Source organism: Streptomyces sp. NPDC037389 (genome assembly GCF_040636475.1).
Classification (GTDB): Bacteria; Actinomycetota; Actinomycetes; order Streptomycetales; family Streptomycetaceae; genus Streptomyces; species Streptomyces hesseae.
This window is the reverse complement of sequence record NZ_JBEZUS010000013.1, coordinates 1-16,971: the sequence shown is the minus strand read 5'-3', so window position 1 is coordinate 16,971 and position 16,971 is coordinate 1. Positions and strand designations below refer to the sequence as shown.

Annotated in this window: 19 protein-coding genes and 1 pseudogene; 6 read left to right on the top strand and 14 right to left on the bottom strand. The window is 72.3% G+C overall.

From position 1 onward, the window contains the following. Positions 1–2: 2 nt before the first annotated feature. Positions 3–1,235, bottom strand: a complete 1,233-nt coding sequence (locus tag AB0E98_RS26065; protein WP_361706923.1) for an FAD-dependent monooxygenase — start codon at positions 1,233–1,235, stop codon at positions 3–5. 178 nt (positions 1,236–1,413) lie between these two features. Between AB0E98_RS26065 and AB0E98_RS26060 the strand changes: the two genes are divergently transcribed. After that, a complete protein-coding gene (locus AB0E98_RS26060; RefSeq protein ID WP_361706920.1) occupies positions 1,414–2,421 on the top strand; it encodes a TetR/AcrR family transcriptional regulator C-terminal domain-containing protein in 1,008 nt (335 codons plus the stop codon). A 117-nt stretch (positions 2,422–2,538) separates the two neighbouring features. Then, complete coding sequence (locus tag AB0E98_RS26055; RefSeq protein WP_361706918.1) at positions 2,539–2,979, top strand: RICIN domain-containing protein; 441 nt, start codon at positions 2,539–2,541, stop codon at positions 2,977–2,979. 84 nt (positions 2,980–3,063) lie between these two features. Here the strand turns inward: AB0E98_RS26055 and lepB are convergent, their stop codons facing one another. The 5 genes and pseudogenes from lepB to AB0E98_RS26030 all read right to left on the bottom strand — a co-directional run bounded on the left by lepB (position 3,064) and on the right by AB0E98_RS26030 (position 6,397). Further along, positions 3,064–3,801 carry a signal peptidase I gene (gene lepB, locus AB0E98_RS26050; protein WP_361706915.1) on the bottom strand — a complete coding sequence of 246 codons (738 nt, stop codon included), beginning with the start codon at positions 3,799–3,801 and terminating at the stop codon, positions 3,064–3,066. Positions 3,802–3,857: 56 nt separating this feature from the next. Then, positions 3,858–4,658 carry an alpha/beta hydrolase gene (locus tag AB0E98_RS26045; protein ID WP_361706913.1) on the bottom strand — a complete coding sequence of 267 codons (801 nt, stop codon included), beginning with the start codon at positions 4,656–4,658 and terminating at the stop codon, positions 3,858–3,860. Between the two features lie 173 nt (positions 4,659–4,831). Beyond that, positions 4,832–5,227: pseudogene (locus AB0E98_RS26040) on the bottom strand (ATP-binding cassette domain-containing protein); the annotation flags it as partial. Between the two features lie 73 nt (positions 5,228–5,300). Next, positions 5,301–5,534, bottom strand: a complete 234-nt coding sequence (locus tag AB0E98_RS26035) for a chaplin (protein ID WP_361706911.1) — start codon at positions 5,532–5,534, stop codon at positions 5,301–5,303. Positions 5,535–5,719: 185 nt separating this feature from the next. Next, on the bottom strand, positions 5,720–6,397 hold the full coding sequence (locus tag AB0E98_RS26030) for an HAD family phosphatase (protein ID WP_361706909.1): 678 nt from the start codon (positions 6,395–6,397) through the stop codon (positions 5,720–5,722). A 275-nt stretch (positions 6,398–6,672) separates the two neighbouring features. Between AB0E98_RS26030 and AB0E98_RS26025 the strand changes: the two genes are divergently transcribed. Then, a complete protein-coding gene (locus AB0E98_RS26025; RefSeq protein ID WP_361706907.1) occupies positions 6,673–6,843 on the top strand; it encodes a hypothetical protein in 171 nt (56 codons plus the stop codon). A gap of 12 nt (positions 6,844–6,855) precedes the next feature. On the opposite strand, the gene AB0E98_RS26020 is transcribed toward AB0E98_RS26025, so the two are convergent. From AB0E98_RS26020 to AB0E98_RS25995, 6 genes are all read right to left on the bottom strand, one after another. Next, complete coding sequence (locus AB0E98_RS26020) at positions 6,856–7,716, bottom strand: geranyl diphosphate 2-C-methyltransferase (RefSeq protein WP_361706904.1); 861 nt, start codon at positions 7,714–7,716, stop codon at positions 6,856–6,858. Positions 7,717–7,784: 68 nt separating this feature from the next. After that, entirely contained in the window at positions 7,785–9,044 is a 1,260-nt protein-coding gene (locus tag AB0E98_RS26015; protein ID WP_361706901.1) for a family 2 encapsulin nanocompartment cargo protein terpene cyclase, read from the bottom strand. A 40-nt stretch (positions 9,045–9,084) separates the two neighbouring features. Then, on the bottom strand, positions 9,085–10,512 hold the full coding sequence (locus AB0E98_RS26010; protein ID WP_361706899.1) for a family 2B encapsulin nanocompartment shell protein: 1,428 nt from the start codon (positions 10,510–10,512) through the stop codon (positions 9,085–9,087). Positions 10,513–10,859: 347 nt separating this feature from the next. Continuing rightward, positions 10,860–11,315: a universal stress protein gene (locus tag AB0E98_RS26005; RefSeq protein ID WP_361706897.1), complete on the bottom strand. Its 456-nt coding sequence runs from the start codon at positions 11,313–11,315 to the stop codon at positions 10,860–10,862. Between the two features lie 82 nt (positions 11,316–11,397). Beyond that, complete coding sequence (locus tag AB0E98_RS26000; protein WP_361706894.1) at positions 11,398–11,772, bottom strand: universal stress protein; 375 nt, start codon at positions 11,770–11,772, stop codon at positions 11,398–11,400. 115 nt (positions 11,773–11,887) lie between these two features. Further along, a complete protein-coding gene (locus AB0E98_RS25995) occupies positions 11,888–12,301 on the bottom strand; it encodes an organic hydroperoxide resistance protein (RefSeq protein ID WP_311610216.1) in 414 nt (137 codons plus the stop codon). A gap of 117 nt (positions 12,302–12,418) precedes the next feature. On the opposite strand from AB0E98_RS25995, the gene AB0E98_RS25990 reads away from it, so the two are divergent. Then, positions 12,419–12,919 (top strand): MarR family transcriptional regulator, encoded by a 501-nt coding sequence (locus AB0E98_RS25990; RefSeq protein WP_361706892.1) that lies wholly within the window; start codon positions 12,419–12,421, stop codon positions 12,917–12,919. Between the two features lie 46 nt (positions 12,920–12,965). On the opposite strand, the gene AB0E98_RS25985 is transcribed toward AB0E98_RS25990, so the two are convergent. Together AB0E98_RS25985 and AB0E98_RS25980 are read right to left on the bottom strand one after the other, a co-directional pair. Next, positions 12,966–13,622, bottom strand: a complete 657-nt coding sequence (locus AB0E98_RS25985) for a 1,4-alpha-glucan branching protein (RefSeq protein WP_361706889.1) — start codon at positions 13,620–13,622, stop codon at positions 12,966–12,968. A 53-nt stretch (positions 13,623–13,675) separates the two neighbouring features. After that, positions 13,676–14,131, bottom strand: coding sequence for an Lrp/AsnC family transcriptional regulator (locus AB0E98_RS25980; protein WP_361706887.1), 456 nt, complete (start codon positions 14,129–14,131; stop codon positions 13,676–13,678). Positions 14,132–14,279: 148 nt separating this feature from the next. Between AB0E98_RS25980 and AB0E98_RS25975 the strand changes: the two genes are divergently transcribed. Both AB0E98_RS25975 and aspA read left to right on the top strand, forming a co-directional pair. Continuing rightward, complete coding sequence (locus AB0E98_RS25975; protein ID WP_361706885.1) at positions 14,280–15,314, top strand: asparaginase; 1,035 nt, start codon at positions 14,280–14,282, stop codon at positions 15,312–15,314. A gap of 52 nt (positions 15,315–15,366) precedes the next feature. Next, positions 15,367–16,818, top strand: a complete 1,452-nt coding sequence (aspA, locus tag AB0E98_RS25970; protein WP_361706883.1) for an aspartate ammonia-lyase — start codon at positions 15,367–15,369, stop codon at positions 16,816–16,818. Positions 16,819–16,971 lie beyond the last annotated feature (153 nt).

Sequence of the window (16,971 nt, the reverse complement as noted above, 5' to 3'; positions counted from 1 at the left end):
GCCTACCCCCTGTCGGTCGCACCGCTACCGGCGCCGGCGAGGCGGCCGTACTCGGGCAGGGCGATATCCCCGGCCTTGGCGAACTGCGCGGCCAGCAGGTTCTTCATCGGCCAGTGGTTCATCGCGCGCATCGAGAGGTTCCGCAGCCCGATGGCCAGCGCGCTGGAGGGCGCGTACCCCGAGGCGCCGCCGGGGGGCAGCTGCTGGGCCCGGCCGACGTACGGGCGCATGACCTCGTCGTACTTCCGGAAGGCGATCCGGTGGTCACCGTCGGCGGAGGCGAGTTCACCGGCCAGCACATAGGCGCCGACCAGGGCCAGACTGGTGCCCAGGCCCGTCAGCGGCGTGGCGCAGTAGCCGGCGTCCCCGACGAGCACCTCCCGGCCCCTGGACCAGCGGTCGAGGCGGACCTGGCCCATGGAGTCGAGGAAGAAGTCGGGCGCGGTGCGCATCGCCTTCAGCAGCCGCGGCACCTCCCATCCGGCGCCGGCGAAACGCCGGGCTATCAGGTCCTGTTGCGCGGAGACGTCACGCCGGTCGTAGGTGAGGGGTTCCGACCGGAAGCTGAGGCCCGCCTTGATCTCACCGGGGAGCCGGCCCGGGCGGGCCGAGGCGACGAGTCCGCCGGGCTCGTTGTACATCCGCATCCAGCCGTCGAGCCCCAGGTCCTCGGTGACCGTGAACCAGGCGGTGTGGACGTTCAGCGGCCGGACGCAGTCCCGCTCCGGCCCGAAGGCCAGGGCACGGACGGCGGAGTGCAGCCCGTCCGCGCCGACGACCAGCGCGAACCGGCGCGGGGCGGCCTTCTCGAAGGTGACGGTGACCCCGTCGTCGTCCTCGTCGAGCGCGGTGACCGTGTCGTCGAAGAGGTACTCGGTCTCCGGCACGGTGGCGTCGTACAGCAGACGGGCGAGGTCACCGCGCAGGATCTCGATCTCGGAGATGATCCCCTCGCCGCCGAAGCTGTCCGCCGGCATCCGGGCGGTGACACGGCCGGCCCCGTTGACGCACGCGAGTCCGCGCTGGTCGACGCTGAGCGCCCGCGCCTGTTCCATCAGGCCCATCCGTGTGATCACGGTGCGGCCCGCGCCCCGCAGGTCCACGGTCTGGCCGCCCGGGCGGGGTCCCGGCGCGCGCTCGACGACGGTGACGGCGAAGCCCGCCGCGCGAAGCCAGTAGGCCAGGGCGGTGCCGCCGATACCGGCACCGGAGATGAGTATGTCGGTGTTCCGCATGAGACCGAATGTACGACGTACGCACCGCACTACGCAAGGACCAATTGCCCATCTGACCAGGCACTTTACTCACCTGCGCACTAGTGCTCCGGCGGCTCGGGAGCACTCCCGGGGCGCTGCGCGGGCGCGAAGGCTAGGATGACGCGCGTCGAGGTGCACTAGTGCGGAGGTGGAAACGGTGAACCGACAGGCAGCGCCCCGCTACACCCGGATCGTCGCCGAACTGCGGCAGCGGATCGAGTCGGGCGAGCTGGCGCCGGGCGACCGGGTGCCCTCGACCCGCGAGATCACCCGCGAGTGGGGGGTCGCCATGGCGACCGCGACCAAGGTGCTCACCGAGCTCCGCCACCAGGGTCTGGTCCGCGCCGTCCCGGGCGTCGGAACGGTCGTCGAGCCCGGCATACGACCCGGGCGGCCGGAGCACCCGGAACGGCCGGCTCCCGCCCACCGGCCGCCGGCCGCCACGCGCCGCCCGGGCGCGCCCCTCGCCCCGGCGGTGCCCGCGCGGCGCAGGAGTACCGCGGACCAGGCGCTCACGCTTGAGCGGATCGTCGAAGTGGCCGTCGCGGTGGCCGACGTGGAAGGGCTGGCGGCCGCCTCGATGCGGCGGGTCGCCGCCGAGCTCGAGGTGGCGACCATGTCGCTGTACCGGCACGTGGCCGACAAGGAAGCCCTGTTGCTGGAGATGATGGACGCGGCGTTCCGCCGGTGGGCGCTCCCCGAGAACCCCTCGGGGAGCTGGCGGGAGCGGCTGGAGCTCATCGCCCGGACGCTGTGGGGGATGTTCCGCCGTCACCCCTGGCTGGCGTCGGCCCTGTCGGTCACCCGGCCGCAGATGGTGGCCAGCGCGCTGCCGTTCAGCGAGTGGACGCTCGCGGCCCTGGACGGGCGCGGTCTCGACCCCTCGACCACGTTCACCGCCCATCTCATGCTGTTCAACTACGTGCGCGGCACCGCCGTCAACGTCGAGACGGAAGCGGAAGCGGAGGCGCTCAGCGGCCTGGACAGCGAGGAGTGGATGGCCGGTCAGGAGCCCGCGCTCCACGCGATCCTGGCCACCGACCGGTTCCCGAGGCTCAGGCACCTCGCCATGACCGGGTACGACTTCGACCTCGACGCCCTGTTCGAGTTCGGCCTGCAGCGACTCCTCGACGGTCTGGCCGTGCTCTTCGTCGAGGCGACCTGACCCACCGCGCCTCGGCGCACCCCGGTACCCGTACGAGTGAGGTGGGGTGTGCACGGGCCGGTTCCCGGAAACGGTGCCAGTGTCCATGCCCGCGTCCAGGTTCTGAAAGGTCGCTTCATGCGTACGCGCGCTGTCGTCGCCACCATGGCACTCGCCCTCGCCGGTGGCGGGTTCCTCGGCACCCCCGCCTCCGCCATCGCCGCGTCCCCGGCCCAGGAGTGGGTGGTGAACAACCCGCGCGCCGTCATCGTGCAACGGACCAGCGGGCACTGCCTGACGTCCCCGGGCGGCGCCGACGGTGCCGTGACGACGCGGGGTTGCAACAACGCGCCGGGGCAGCGTTTCGTCCTGGAGGGAGGGGACGTCCGCAATCAGTCCAGTGGCCTGTGCCTCACGGCCACCGGTCTCGACAAGCCGACGGTGATGCGTCCCTGCAACGGTTCCGCCGGTCAGCGGTTCTCCGTCCAGGGCCCGGACATCCGCAGTCAGGCCAGCGGGCGGTGCCTGACGGCCACCGGCCCCGAGAAGCCGGTGCTGCTGACGCCGTGCCGGACCTAGCGTGCCGATTCGGTCGCCGCGGGCCGGTGGGGGCTGGTCGCGCCCACGCGGCGGTAGTCGCATATCGGCACTGTCCCGCGCCCCTTACGGGGTGCGATACGTGTCGGGTGCAGGCAGGGTGGCCCACCGGGAGACGGGCCAGGCGACGACGACGGCCCTGCCGATCACATCGTCCACGGGCACGAACCCGCCGCCCGGCTCGTGGGCATGGGCGCGGGAGTCCCGTGAGTCGTCGCGGTGGTCGCCCATCACCCACAGATGGTCCTTGGGCACCTTCACCGTACCGACCGGCATGTCGTCGCACGGGGTGGCGCCCGGGTGGATGTACGGCTCGTCCAGGGGCTTGCCGTTGACCTTCACCGGCTCCCCGCGCTTGCACTCCACCGTGTCGCCGCCGACCCCGATCACCCGCTTGATCAGGTCCTTCTCGTCCGCCGAGGGCATCAGGCCGATGAAGGTCAGCGCTTTTCGCGCTCCTCGCTGAAAGGCGTTGCCGTGCTGCGGGGGCTGGTTGGACAGCCAGCCGCCCGGGTCCCGGAAGACCACGACCTCACCCCGGTGCGGTGTCGCCCCGAACCAGGGCGTGAGCTTGTCGACCAGGACCCGGTCGTCCGTCCGGAGGGTGTTCTCCATCGAGCCGGAGGGGATGGAGAACGGCTGCACGAGGAAGGTCTTGATCACGAGTGCGAGGACGAGGGCCGCGCCGATCAGGAGGGGTATCTCCCGCCATCCCGAACGCTTCTTCCGCGTGGCGCGCGAGGTCCGCCCGTCCGCCGGCGGCCCGTCGGGCGGCGTGTTCTCCTCGTTCTCCCCGGTGGTCATCGCTCGTCCCTCTCCCCTTGGCCGTACCGGGGCCGCGATCGGCTCCCGGCAGTGACTCAACGAACAGGGGTTCCCAGGGGCTGAGGCTCCGGCGACGCCAGCGCGTTCGCGGTGGCGCGGGCGAAGGCTTCGGGGTTGTCCAGCATGATGTTGTGCCCGCAGTCCGGAATCGGTGTCACGGCCACCCCGGCCTCGGCGAGCGCGTCGGCGCCGTGGAGCGGACCGTCCGCCTCCGGCAGCAGAAAGGTGCGCGGAATCGTGAGTTCCATGAGGAGTTCGCGCATGGTGGGCACGCTCCCCCGGGTGAGGTGGACCGCGCTGCGGTGCAGCGCTTCGAGGCCGGCCAGCCGCATGGTGGACCACCAGTGCGCGCCGGCCCGGTCGCGGACCTCCCGCCAGCCGCCGGCCAGGAACTCCTCCTCCGTGCAGGCGGCGATGCCGCGGCTGCCACCGGCGCCGGGTGTGGGCGGGATCGGGTCGAGGTTCGCGTCCACGAGGACCAGCCGGGAGACCAGGTGCGGGTGGCGGGCGGCCAGGACGACGGCGACCGAGCCGCCCATGCTGTGCGCGATCACCTCCGCGCCGTCGGCGCCCGCGGCGGTCAGCGCCTCCGCGAGCGCGTCGGCGTGCGCCTCCAGGGTGTAGTCGAAGGTGACCGGCCGGTCGCTGATGCCGTGACCGAGCAGGTCGACGAGCAGGGACCGGTGACCGGCCAGCAGCGGGTGGGCCGCGACGCCCGCGAAGTAGGCGGGTGACGTGGCACCCAGGCCGTGCACGTAGACGCGTGTGGGTTCCCGGCCCGGCAGTTCGGCCCAGCGGATCCGGTCGCCTTCGGTCGTCACGACGGCGTCGCGCACAGTTCTCTTCCCCCGTACTCGAGTTCGATGGATCGTCAGGTGGAGAAGGGTAGCCGCCCGCGCCGCCCGGGTGGACGGCGCGGGTGGCCCGGGTGACGTCGGCGGTGTCAGGCGAGGGAGACGAGGTCCCGGTAGTCCTCGTTCCACAGGTCCTCGTCCGCGTCCGGCAGGAGCAGGAGGCGGTCGGGCAGTCCGACCCCGGCGGCGACGCGGGCGGCCTCGGCTTCGGCCGCGTATCCGCCCGCCGCCTGGAAGGCGGCCTCGGCGCGGGCGTAGGCGTTCATCGCCCGGTCCAGCGCGCCGGGGCCGGTGGCCTCGGCCATGGCGGTCTCGGCCGCGCGCAGCCGGTGCAGGGTCCGGTCGAGGCCGCGGGCGGAGAGGATGCGGTCGGTGACGGTGACGGCGGGATCGGCGGTACGGGAGTCCTGGGCCAGGAAACCGACGGGGCCGGTGTGCGTGACGGTGCCGGCGGCGGGGCGCGCCTGTCCGGCGAGGGCGGTCAGGAGGGTGGTCTTGCCCGCGCCGTTGCGGCCGACGAGGCCGACGCCCCCGCCCCTCAAACGCCACAGAGGTGGCCGGTGCCGTCCGGGTGCGACGGTGCCGGCCACCTCTGCTCAGGTGGGAGGACGTGCTGTGGGTGACTTACTTGTTGATGAGCGCGTTGCCGTGGGAGCTGTTGAGGACGCCGACGACCGAGATGACGTTGCCGCCGACGTTCGGGGAGACGCGGGGCGCGACCTGGGCGACGTTCCCGGCGGCGACGCCCGGGGAGTTGGAGGCGGCGCCGTGGGCCTGGTCGGCGGTGGCGGCGGTGGCACCGGCGCCGATCGCGGCGGCGGCCATCACGGTGACGGCGGCGGCGTTGCGGATGCTCATGCTGTTTCTCCTTGGTTGTGGGGGGAGGCAGTGCAAAAGCTCTGGCAAGAGAGAGTCTTGCGTATGAAAAACCGCTAACGCGACCGAGGGCTATATGTTCATCCCCTCTGATGATCACATGCTCGCGCTTGACCCCTTGTGGGTGTTCCCCGTCCTCAACAGCGACGCGCACCAAGGGAGTTGGGTCACGGTCGCCGATCGGACCGCCCCAGGCCCCTGGCCCAGTCCTGCACTTCGGGTGCGGCCAGGCCGGCGCCCAGCCAGTCGTGGTCGAGGTCGGCCCCCGGGAGGGACGGCACGACCGCGACGTAGAGCCCGGCGGCACGCGCCGAGGCGATGCCCGTCGCCGAGTCCTCGAAGGCGACGGAACGCGTGGGAGCCGCGCCGAGTGCCGCGCACGCCGTGAGGTAGAGCTCCGGCGCGGGCTTGGGGGAACGCACCTCGTCGGCGGCGAACGAGTGGGGGAAGTACTCGGCGAGGCCGGCCGACCACAGTGCCGCGTCCAGCAGTTCCCGGGGGCTGTTGCCGGCCACGGCGACGGGGACGGACGCCCGGCAGGCACGCACGAGCTCCGCCGCCCCGGGGAGGGCCGCGGCTCCCCGGGCAAGCTCCTTGCGGACCCTTTCGAGGAGTCCGGCGGCGATTTCCGCGCCGGAGTCAGGACGTCCGAAGTACTGGGCCATGGCCTCGCCGGCGGCCTCCAGCGAGCGGCCGGCGACCAGGGCCTTCTGTTCGGGGCCGAAGGGATGGCCGTGCGCCGCGAAGACGGCCGTCTCCGCGACGGTCCAGCAGGGTTCGGTGTCGACCAGCAGGCCGTCGCAGTCGAAGACCACGGCCTCGGCGCCGGTGGGAAGCGGACGCATGCGGCTGTCCTTTCGCCGGGGTTGACGGCCTCGCGGTCGCGCCACCCGGCACCTCACCGTCCGGGCGCGATCACGAGCGATCACCCTAGGTCGGGGAACCGCGGAACATCCATATTCCTGCCCGGAATCGGGCAGGAATGGGCTGCGCGATCTGTCCAACCGGGCGATATCGCGCGCCGGCGGCGTTCATCCACTTGGACGCCTCCGGAAGCCGACTCGGCACGGAGGCTGTCCACTGTGAGGAAGAGCGTTCCGGCCGGATGGAGGGACTTCCCGTGGTCAAGGACAAGGACATGGACGACAAGCGTCAGCAGCTCTCCGACGACGCCAGGTTCTTCCTGAGCGGATTGCCGAGAGCGGACCGTGAGAAGGCGCTGCGCGAGAGGACCTCCAAGCAGCTCGACGAGGCCGGCAAGGAGGTGCGGAGCGCCCTCACGGAGGAGTAGCCCCGACGCGCGTCAGACGCGGTCGGCGGCGATGAGCAGGTAGTGGAAGCTGCCTTCCTTGTACGCGGTGAGGAACGACTCCTCGATGCCCGTGGCCACCTCCGACTTCGCGCGCAGCTCCCAGTAGGGGATGGTCGCGGGGGTGAGGTCCACGACGTTGATCGGCGTCAGGCCGTTCGCGGCCAGGGCCTTGAAGTACGCGCTGCGGGGGTGGATGTTGCAGGTGTAGTGCTCGTCGATGCGGCTGACCGCCTTGGAGCGCAGGCCCTGGACGTCGTTGGAGCAGCCGGTGATGCACACGTACCGGCCGCCGAACTCCAGGAGCCGCGAGAACTCGCCGAACAGCTCGAAGAGGTCCACGTACATGGTGGTCTCGTTGGTCCAGATCGCCCGGCGGGAACCGGTCTCGAAGCCGGTGTCGAGCATGTTGCGGAAGTGGAACTTCACGCTGTCGTCGATACCGCGCTTGCGCGCCTGCTCGTTGGCGAAGCCGACCTGGTACTCCGAGATCGACACGCCGTCCACCGCGCAGCCGAAGCGCTGGTGGGCCATGACGCTGGTGCCGCCGCGGCCGGAACCGCCGTCCAGGAGGCGGTCCTGGGGGGTGACGGCGCCCAGGTGGTCGAGGAGGACGTCGGCCTGGGCGGTCTCCAGACGGTGCATCTCCTCGATCATCCGCTGCTCCCGGGTCTCCGCGGGCCCCTCCAGGACCGAGGGGTCGTAATCGCCCAGCCCGTAGTGGTGGTGGTAGAGGTCGTCGACCTCGCCCAGGCGCAGGTTGACCGGGTCCTGCTGGTTGGTGTTCCAGTACGCGGCCACCGCCTTCTGGAACGCGGTGCGCAGGACTGCGGGGGCGGCGGGCGTGGTGGTCAACTCGTGTTCTCCTTAAGGGTTTGCAGACAGGGTTTGCCAAATACGGCGTGCGGGCTGCGGCTCGCCGCCTACGGCGTGCCATAGCGGGCGCTGCCCGCGTGCCAGGCCTTGTTGCCGCCGAGCCAGGCCCATACGCCGGCCAGGAAGCGGCGCAGGGCCGGGGAGCCGGTGAGGCTGAGGGCGGCCGCTTCCCTCTCGAAGGAGCGCACGAGCTCGTCGTGGATCGCGGCGCTCCGCTCGACGGCCTCCCGGAGCGAGCACTTCTCCTCCGCGACGATCGCCGCGGGAAGGTTGAAGTGCAGGCCGGTGGCGTCCTTCTCCTTGGCCATCGAATAGAGGTCGTTCACCAGCGTGCTGGCGGTGCCCGCCATGGTGACGGCACGGCGCACGCGCGGCTCGGCGTACTCGGCGGCGGACAACGGGCGTCCGTCCATCACGTCGACGAGTGCGATGCAGGGCAGGAAGCTGTTGAAGCGGCGGTGGGTGAGGTACTCCCAGACGGCGGGCATCTTGCCCGTGCTGCGCCAGGAGCCCTCCTGCCCGTACCCGACGAACAGCCCGCCGATCTCCTGGCGCACCCGGGCCAGCTGGCTGGGGTCGGCGTAGCGCGCGAGGTGCTCGAAGCCGGAGCGGAGGGCGGCGCGGACGGGGTCCGCGCGCAGGGCCTCGTCGAGTTCCGAGGCGTGGGGCTCGGGAAGATGGGCGGGGTCGACGGCCGCGAGGGCGGTCCCCAGGTGGTCGCCGAGGTGGGCCGGGGAGGAGCCCATGGTCTCGTCGTCGCAGTAGTAGTCGTCCGTGGCCCATTCGGCGAGCGCGCACCGGGCGGCCGCCAGCAGCCGGTCCGGGTCGTCGGTCTGGGGGTGGACGAGCATCGTCATCCGCCCGAGGTCGGTGCTCCGGACGCGGTCGAGCCGCTCCGGGTAGATGCCGATCTCCTCGGCCCACGCGATGAGCCGGTCGTTGACCTCTTCGCCGAGGGCCCGGTCGTCGCGGAGCGGCGGCGGGCAGTACAGCTCGGGCACGGGGGTGCCGGAGGCGCCGGACGTGCCGGACGTGCCGGACGCCCCGGTCGTCGTCCCGGCGGCGGGCCGGGTGGCCGGGATCCGGAGGCCGGAGGTGCCGAGGCCGGTCGGCCCGGTGGGCACGGCGTACCGCGGCCGCGGCGTCCGGGCCGAAGCGGACGCCGCGCGCCGGGAAACGTCACCGTGTGCGGCGCGGGCGCCGGGCACGAGGGGGGCCGCCCCGCTCTGGTGGGACAGCAGTGTGGCCACCAGCCTCGCCACGTCGTGGGTGGCCGAGGGTGCGGACATACGGGACAGCAGCGACACCGGTTCTCTCCGTTCCTCTCCGTTCTCGGGTGCGGCGGTGTCAGGAAGGCGCGCCGGCGATCTGGACGTTCTCGAGCACGCCGAGGGCGTCGGGCACGAGCACGGCGGCGGAGAAGTAGGTGCTGACCAGGTAGGAGATGACGGCCTGGTCGTTGATGCCCATGAAGCGGACGTTCAGGCCGGGCTCGTACTCGTCGGGGATGCCGGTCTGCCACAGGCCGACCACGCCTCCCGCGGACTCGCCGGTGCGCATGGCGAGGATCGAGGAGGTGCCCTCGTCAGAGACGGGGATCTTGCCGCAGGGCAGGATCGGGACGCCGCGCCAGGCGGGGACGCTGTGGCCGTTGACGTCAGCGGTGTCGAAGGCGAGCCCGCGCTTGTTGCACTCGCGGCCGAAGGCGGCGATGGCCTTCGGGTGCGCGAGGAAGAACTTGGTCTGGCGGCGCATGCTCAGCAGCTCGTCCATGTCGTCCGGGGTGGGCGGGCCGGAGTGGGTCTGGACGCGCTGGCTGTAGTCGACGTTGTGCAGCAGACCGAACTCGCGGTTGTTGACGAGCTCGTGCTCCTGGCGCTCGCGCAGGGCCTCGATGGTCAGGCGCAGTTGCTGCTCGACCTGGTTCATGGGGTCGTTGTAGAGGTCGGCGACCCTGCTGTGCACCCGCAGGACGGTCTGGGCGACGCTCAGCTCGTACTCGCGCGGTTCGAGCTCGTAGTCCACGAAGGTGCCCGGCAGCACCGGCTCGCCGGTGTGTCCGGCGGCGAGGGCGATGTCGGCCTCGCCGCGCTTGTTGCGGGGGAGCTCGCCCTCGTCACGGCGACGCCGGACGTGGGAACGCAGCGACTCGCTGCGTCCGGCCACCTCCTCGTACGCGTGGCGCGGCAGGGCGAGTACGGTGCACGCGGTCAGGGCGCGGGCCGTGAAGTCCCAGTCGCCGGGCTCGGGGGCCACGGTCCGCCCGCCGAAGAAGCCGCCGTCGGCCAGCACGCCCCGGCGGGTGTCCTCGCCGTACCTGCCGGTGCCGAGTTTCTCCACCTTGCCGTGCGCGATCAGGTAGACGTGGTCGGTGGGCCGGCCGGCCGAGGCGATGATCTGGCCGGGCTCGTACTCGCGCTGTTCGAAGCGGTCCGCCAGGGCGCGCAGGACGCCCATGTCGGCGAAGCCGCGCAGCAGGGGCAGCTCGCCGAGCTCGGCGGGGACGACCCTGACGTTCGCGCCTTCCTGGACGAAGGTGACGCGGCCGTCCCCGACCTCGTACACGAGCCGCCGGTTGACCCGGTAGGTGCCACCGCTGACCTGGGTCCAGGGCAGCATGCGGATCAGCCAGCGCGAGCTGACGCCCTGCATCTGCGGCATGGACTTGGTGGTGGTCGCGAGGTTCCGCGCTGCCGCGACGCCCAGGCTGAGCTGCGCCCGGCCACCGGTGTACTCCTGCTGCTCCGGCTGGTCCGGCAGCGCTGCGGTCGACATCCCAGGTCCTTCCGTCTAGGGGCCCGTAACGGCCTGCGGAGCGCGGGTGCCCACTTCGGTGACCTGCGGTGACGGCGCTCCGGCGGGGAGTGAATCAGGCCGGGGCCGCGCCGGTCGAAAGGGGCCGTCCGGGTACGGCGTATTTTCGCCACTCGCGCATCGGAGGACCCTGTGGCCACTTGAGTCACACCGGTCGGCGTGTCAAGGGCCATTGGGGGACGATCTGTTGGGCCGTACAGTCCCGGTTGCTCACCTCCGGCCCCGGGACCGACATGTCCGGGTCAATGATTCGGAGGTCGTGCGGGAACTGGGGCGTGCGGTGTCCGAGGATGACGAAATCTCATCGTTCAGTCCCCGGCGGGCGGGACGACCATCACCGGGCAGTCGCAGTGCCGGAGGCAGTAGCGGCTCACCGAGCCCTTCAGCAGGCGGTGCAGCGCTCCGTGCCCGCCGTCGCCCACGACGAGGACGTCCCCGTCCTCGCCGGACGCCTGCACCAGCAGGGGTGCCGGCGGCCCGAGGGCGGTGGTGGGAACGCACCGGACGTCGGCGGGCAGACCGCCGAGGGCGCGCTCGCAGGAGTCGACGAGCCGCCGGTACGCCGCGCGGTCGAGCTCCCGGGCCGTGCGGGGGTCCGGCGGCCAGAGGGTGTCGATGTAGTCGCCCATGGGGGACGAGTAGACGAGGACGGGGCGGAGCGTGGCGTGGTGGCGCCGGGCCTCCTGTGCCGCCTTCCGCAGGGCGGCGAGACTGTTGGCCGATCCGTCGACCCCGACGACGACGCGACGTACTGTGCGGTTCATTTCTCCTCCGTTTCCGCCCGTCCGACCATGCGTTTGTCCATGCGTCCGGTCGCGGAACGGGCTGGATCCCGTGCTGTCCACGCTACGAACGCCGGGCGGGGCGCGGCATCGGCCGATCGGCCCACGAGGCGGAGGCACTCTCCTCGGCCGCGACCACCAGCACCGGGCACGCCGCGTGGCGGAGGCAGTGGCGGCGTGCCGAGCCGTACCGGAGCCGGTGCAGCGGGCCGTGTCCGCCGGTGCCCACGACCAGCAGGTCGGTGTCGTGCCGCGCGCAGGCGACCAGCGCCGGGCCGGCGTCCGCGCGTACGACCACGGGGGCGACCCGCGGCCGGTCGCCGGCCTCGCGCAGCGTCCTGCCGCAGGCCTCCTCCAGGAACAGCCCCGTGCAGCAGATGGCCAGCACCAGACCGGCGCGACCGCCGCCGTCGGCGGGTTCGGGGCTGGGTGCGCGCATGACTCTCCCGGGGGCCGCCCGGGCGCGGGCGCTCGTGATCGAGTCTGCCCCACGCCGCGGCGGCGGGCCCCGGCCGGCGCCCGCTTCAGCCGCGTGTCGTCACTCGCGCGTGTCGTTACTCGACGACGAGCTCGACCGGGATGTTGCCGCGGGTCGCGTTGGAGTAGGGGCAGACCTGGTGGGCCTGCTCGACCAGCTTGCGGCCCGTCGCGGCGTCGAGGCCGTCGGGCAGCTCCACGCGCAGCGTGACCGCCAGCGCGAAGCCCTCGCCCTCCTTGCCGATGCCGACCTCGGCGGTCACCGCGGCGTCGCCGAGGTCGACCTTCGCCTGCCGGCCGACGAGGCCGAGGGCGCTGGCGAAGCACGCCGCGTACCCGGCGGCGAACAGCTGCTCCGGGTTCGTGCCCGCGCCGTTGCCGCCCAGCTGCGCCGGGAGGGCCAGCTGGACGTCGAGGAGGCCGTCGGAGCTGACGGCGCGGCCCTCACGGCCGTGGGTGGCGGTGGCGACGGCGGTGTACAGGGCTTCCATGGGAACCATCCCTCTCGAAGATCGCGGCGGTGGCCGGTCCGGACCGCCTGACGACCATCACGGTAGCGCGCAATTAAGTTGTGCGCAATTAAATGCCCGTCGAGATACCCTGGGCCCATGACGAAGCCGCCGACCGCCCCGACACACGGGAACGCCCCCCACGAGGACTACCTCCGCCTGGACCGGCAGCTCTGCTTCTCCTTGAACGCCGCGTCCCGCGCGTTCGGCGCCGTCTACCGCACGCTCCTCAAGGACCTCGGCCTGACGTACCCGCAGTACCTGGTCATGCTCGCCCTCTGGGAGCACACCGAGCTGCCCGTGAAGCGGCTGGGCGAGCTCCTGCGCCTGGACTCCGGGACGCTCTCCCCGCTCCTCAAGCGCCTGGAGGCGGCCGGGCTCGTCCACCGCGAGCGCAGTGCGCAGGACGAACGGTCCGTCCTCGTCCGCCTCGCCCCGGCGGGCACGGCGCTGCGCGAGGAGGCGGCCCTCGTGCCGGTACGGATCGCGGCGGCCGCGGGCATCACCGCCCAGGAGGCCGGGGAACTGCGCGCGCTCCTCGAGAAATTGACGCTCGCGCTCGACGGCGCGGACCTCGACGACGCACCGCTCTGCGACTGACGCACTGCCCCGTACCCGGCCGGGGCCGGGCACGGGGCGGCGCGGCTCAGTCCCGCGAGGCGGTGCGCAGCGTGGCGAAGAGGCCCCGGGCGCGGGTGCCGTCCTCCAGGCGCCACCAGCCCACGACGTGACCGGCCGCACCCTCGGGCGGGGTGTCCGCGCCGGGACTCAGGACGCGGTGCAGGCGGAGTACGGCGCCTTGCGGCGCGCCCGTCAGCTCGGTGGACTCCGCGTCGTCGGTGACGGAGGTGAAGGCCGCCGCGACGGGCCCCTGCCCGGTGAAGGAACGGGCGATCTCGTGGTCGGGGGTGTCGTTGACGCTCTGGGCCTGGGCCTGGGCCCGGCCCTCGATCAGGGCGAGGAGCTCGGTGGTGAACACCGGGTCGTGGCAGCCGTCATAGGCCCAGCGCTTGCCCAGCACACCGTGGTCCATGGTCCCGACGAGGACGTCCTCCGCCCCCTCCAGCGGGGCGCCCCGGTAGGTGAGCGGCACCAGATAGGTGACCGGCTCCGCGCCCGCCGTGTCGGTCGTCACCATGAACTCGATCCCGACCTCCCCTGCCGGGTCGTCCAGCCGGAAGCCGCCCGCCCGGCTCAGCCGCGGCGCGCCGGTTCCGGGGCGGTACCACGGCCGGGAGGGCAGCCAGGAGGTGAGCAACTCGTCCTTGGTGGGGGTGAGGGTGGTGCGGTGGATGACAGCCATGCCCCTGGGTTCTCTTTCGTCGAGCGGTGTATGACTGCTCATCATGTGCGCCTTCAGCCGTCGACCGGAAGGCCTCGCGGCTCCTTGACCCGCTTCATGATGATCTGCGAGTTGACCTCGGTGATGCCCGACAGCGTGGTGAGGCGCTCGATCCACAGCCGCTCGTAGGCGGTGATGTCGGCGACCGCGATGCGCAGCAGGCAGCCCGGGCTGCCGAAGAGGCGGTACGCCTCGATCACGTCGGGGATGCCCTGGAGCGCGGCCTCGAACTCCTCCACCGCTTCCCGGTCGCGCTTGACCTCGATGGAGACGAGCACCTCGAAGCCCCGTCCCACGGCCTCCGGGTTGATGATCGCCCGGTAGCCCTGGATGACTCCGTCCTGTTCCAGCTGGCGGACACGGCGCATACAAGGGGACGAGGTGAGCCCCACGCGCTGGGCGAGATCCTGGATGGTCAGCCGGCCGTCGCTCTGGAGCTCGCGCAAGATATTCCTGTCGATCTGATCCATTGCGCAATTATCCACCACACTACGCGCGTCACCGCGCCTGACATGGCAAACCGATTGCGCCCGATTCGTCATATCGTTGCCGAGCCAGAACCGGCGTGCGCCCCCGGCGCGCGCAGCGGTGATGAACAACGAGCAGAAGTGAGCCGACGTGGGACAGGTCGTCGTCATCAGCACCGGCGGAACGATCGCCAGCCGCTGGCAGGGGTCGGGCTTCGCCGCCGACGCCAAGGGCGGGGACGTCCTCGCGACGGCCGCCGTACCCGACGGCGTGACCGTGCGGGTCGTGGACCTGATGAGCGTCAACAGCGCCCGGCTGACCACCGCCGACCAGCTCGCGCTCCTGCGCACGGTGCACGAGGTGCTGGCCGACCCCGACGTGGACGGCATCGTCGTCACCCACGGCACGGACACCCTGGAGGAGTCCGCCTTCTTCGTGGACCTCCACCACACCGACCCCCGCCCGGTGGTCTTCACCGGCGCCCAGCTGCCCCTGGAGGACCCCGCCGGCGACGGGCCGCGCAATCTGCACGACGCCCTGCTGACGGCCGTCTCCGTCCGCGACCTCGGTGTGCTCGTCGCCTTCGACGGCCGGGTGCACGCCGCACGCGGCACGATCAAGGTCCAGACCCTGGCCGCCGACGCCTTCGCCGACCCGTCCGGGAGCCGCATCGCCGACGTGGGCCCCAGCGGCGTCGTCGTTCACCGGCGGCCCGAGCGGCCGGAGCCCCTCCCGCTGCCGGCGGCGGACGGGCCGCTGCCCCGGGTCGACGTCGTGATGCACCACTGCGACGCGGACCCGCTGCTCTTCAATGCCGCGATCGGCGCGGGCGCCCAGGGCGTCGTCCTGGTCGCGACCGGCGCGGGCAACGCCACCCCCGAGGTCGCCGCCGCCGTCGCCGACGCCGCCTCGCGCGGTGTGCTCGTCGCCGTGACCACGCGCGTGCCCAGCGGCTCCGTCGCCGAGATCTACACCCACGGCGGCGCCGTGGACCTCGTCGCCGGCGGAGCCGTGCTGACCGGCACCCTGCGCGCCGGCCAGGCCCGCATAGCCGTCCTCGCCGCGACGCTCGCCACCACCGACCCGGCCGGGCGCGACCGGGCCCTGCGCCGGGCCCTCGGCGCCCCCGCGCCGGTCGCCGACGCGGCCGCCGACGCGCACGCGGCGTCGTACGCGAACGCCTGATCCCCCACCCCTACCGTCTCCCCCCACCGCCACCGCACCCGATCGGACCCTGATGACGGCCTCCGTCCCCCACCCCGCCACCGCACCCGCCAGCACCCTGTTCCGCAGCGAGCACGACCTCCTCGGCGACCGGGACGTCCCCGCCGACGCGTACTACGGCGTCCACACACTGCGGGCCGTGGAGAACTTCCCCATCACGGGCACCCCGATCGCCGTCTACCCCGACCTCGTCACCGCCCTGGCCGCCGTCAAGCAGGCCGCCGCGCAGGCCAACCGCGACCTGGGCCTGCTGGCCGGTGACAAGGCCGACGCCATCGTGCGGGCCTGTGAGGAGATCCGCGCGGGCCGCCTCCACGACCACTTCGTCGTCGACGTGATCCAGGGCGGCGCCGGCACCTCCACCAACATGAACGCCAACGAGGTCATCGCCAACCGGGCGCTGGAGCACCTCGGCCACGCCAAGGGCGACTACCGCCGCCTCCACCCCCTGGAGGACGTCAACGCGGGGCAGAGCACCAACGACGTCTACCCCACCGCCGTCCGGCTCTCCCTCCAACTCGCCGCCGACCGGCTGCTGGAGGCCATGGAGACCCTCCGCGAGGCCTTCGCCGCCAAGGCGGAGGAGTTCGCGGACGTCCTCAAGATGGGCCGCACCCAGCTCCAGGACGCGGTGCCCATGACGCTGGGCCAGGAGTTCGCCGCGTACGCCGTCATGCTGGCCGAGGACCGGGCGCGCCTGGAGGAGGCCCGGGCCCTGCTCCGGGAGATCAACCTCGGCGGCACCGCCATCGGCACCGGCCTCAACGCGCACCCCGACTACCCGGAACTCGCCTGCCGCCACCTCGGCGCGATCACGGGCATCCCGCTGAGCGTCGCCGGTGACCTCGTCGAGGCCACCCAGGACATGGGCGCGTTCGTCCAGCTGTCCGGCGTGCTCAAGCGGATCGCCGTCAAGCTCTCCAAGACCTGCAACGACCTGCGTCTGCTCTCCTGCGGCCCGCGCGCCGGCCTCGCCGAGATCAACCTGCCGCCCGTGCAGGCGGGTTCGAGCATCATGCCCGGCAAGGTCAACCCGGTGATCCCCGAGGTCGTCAACCAGGTCGCCTTCGAGGTGATCGGCAACGACGTGACCGTCACCATGGCCGCCGAGTCCGGCCAGCTCCAGCTCAACGCCTTCGAGCCGGTCATCGCGCACAGCCTCCTCAAGAGCCTCACCCACCTGCGCTCCGGCTGTCTGACGCTGGCCGAGCGGTGCGTCACCGGCATCACGGCCAACCGCGAGCACCTGGCCCAGCTCGTCGGGCAGTCCATCGGCCTGGCCACCGCCCTCAACCCGCACATCGGCTACGAGAAGGCCACCGCCGTCGCCCAGGAGGCCCTGACCACCGGCGCCTCCGTCCGCGACCTGGTCCTGGCCAAGGGCCTGCTCACCCCGGAGCGGCTCGAAGAGATCCTCCACCCGGACAACCTCGCCCGCCCCCACTCCGCGGCCGTCCACGGCTGATCGCCGGATCGCTCCTCTCCCGTTCCGCAAGTTCCAGAAACAGAAAGAAGAAGTACCCCCATGGCAACGGCGCCCAGCGTCTCGTATTCGATGACGGTCCGGTTGGAGGTTCCCGTGTCGGGGACCGCGGTCAGTGAGCTGACCACGGCCGTG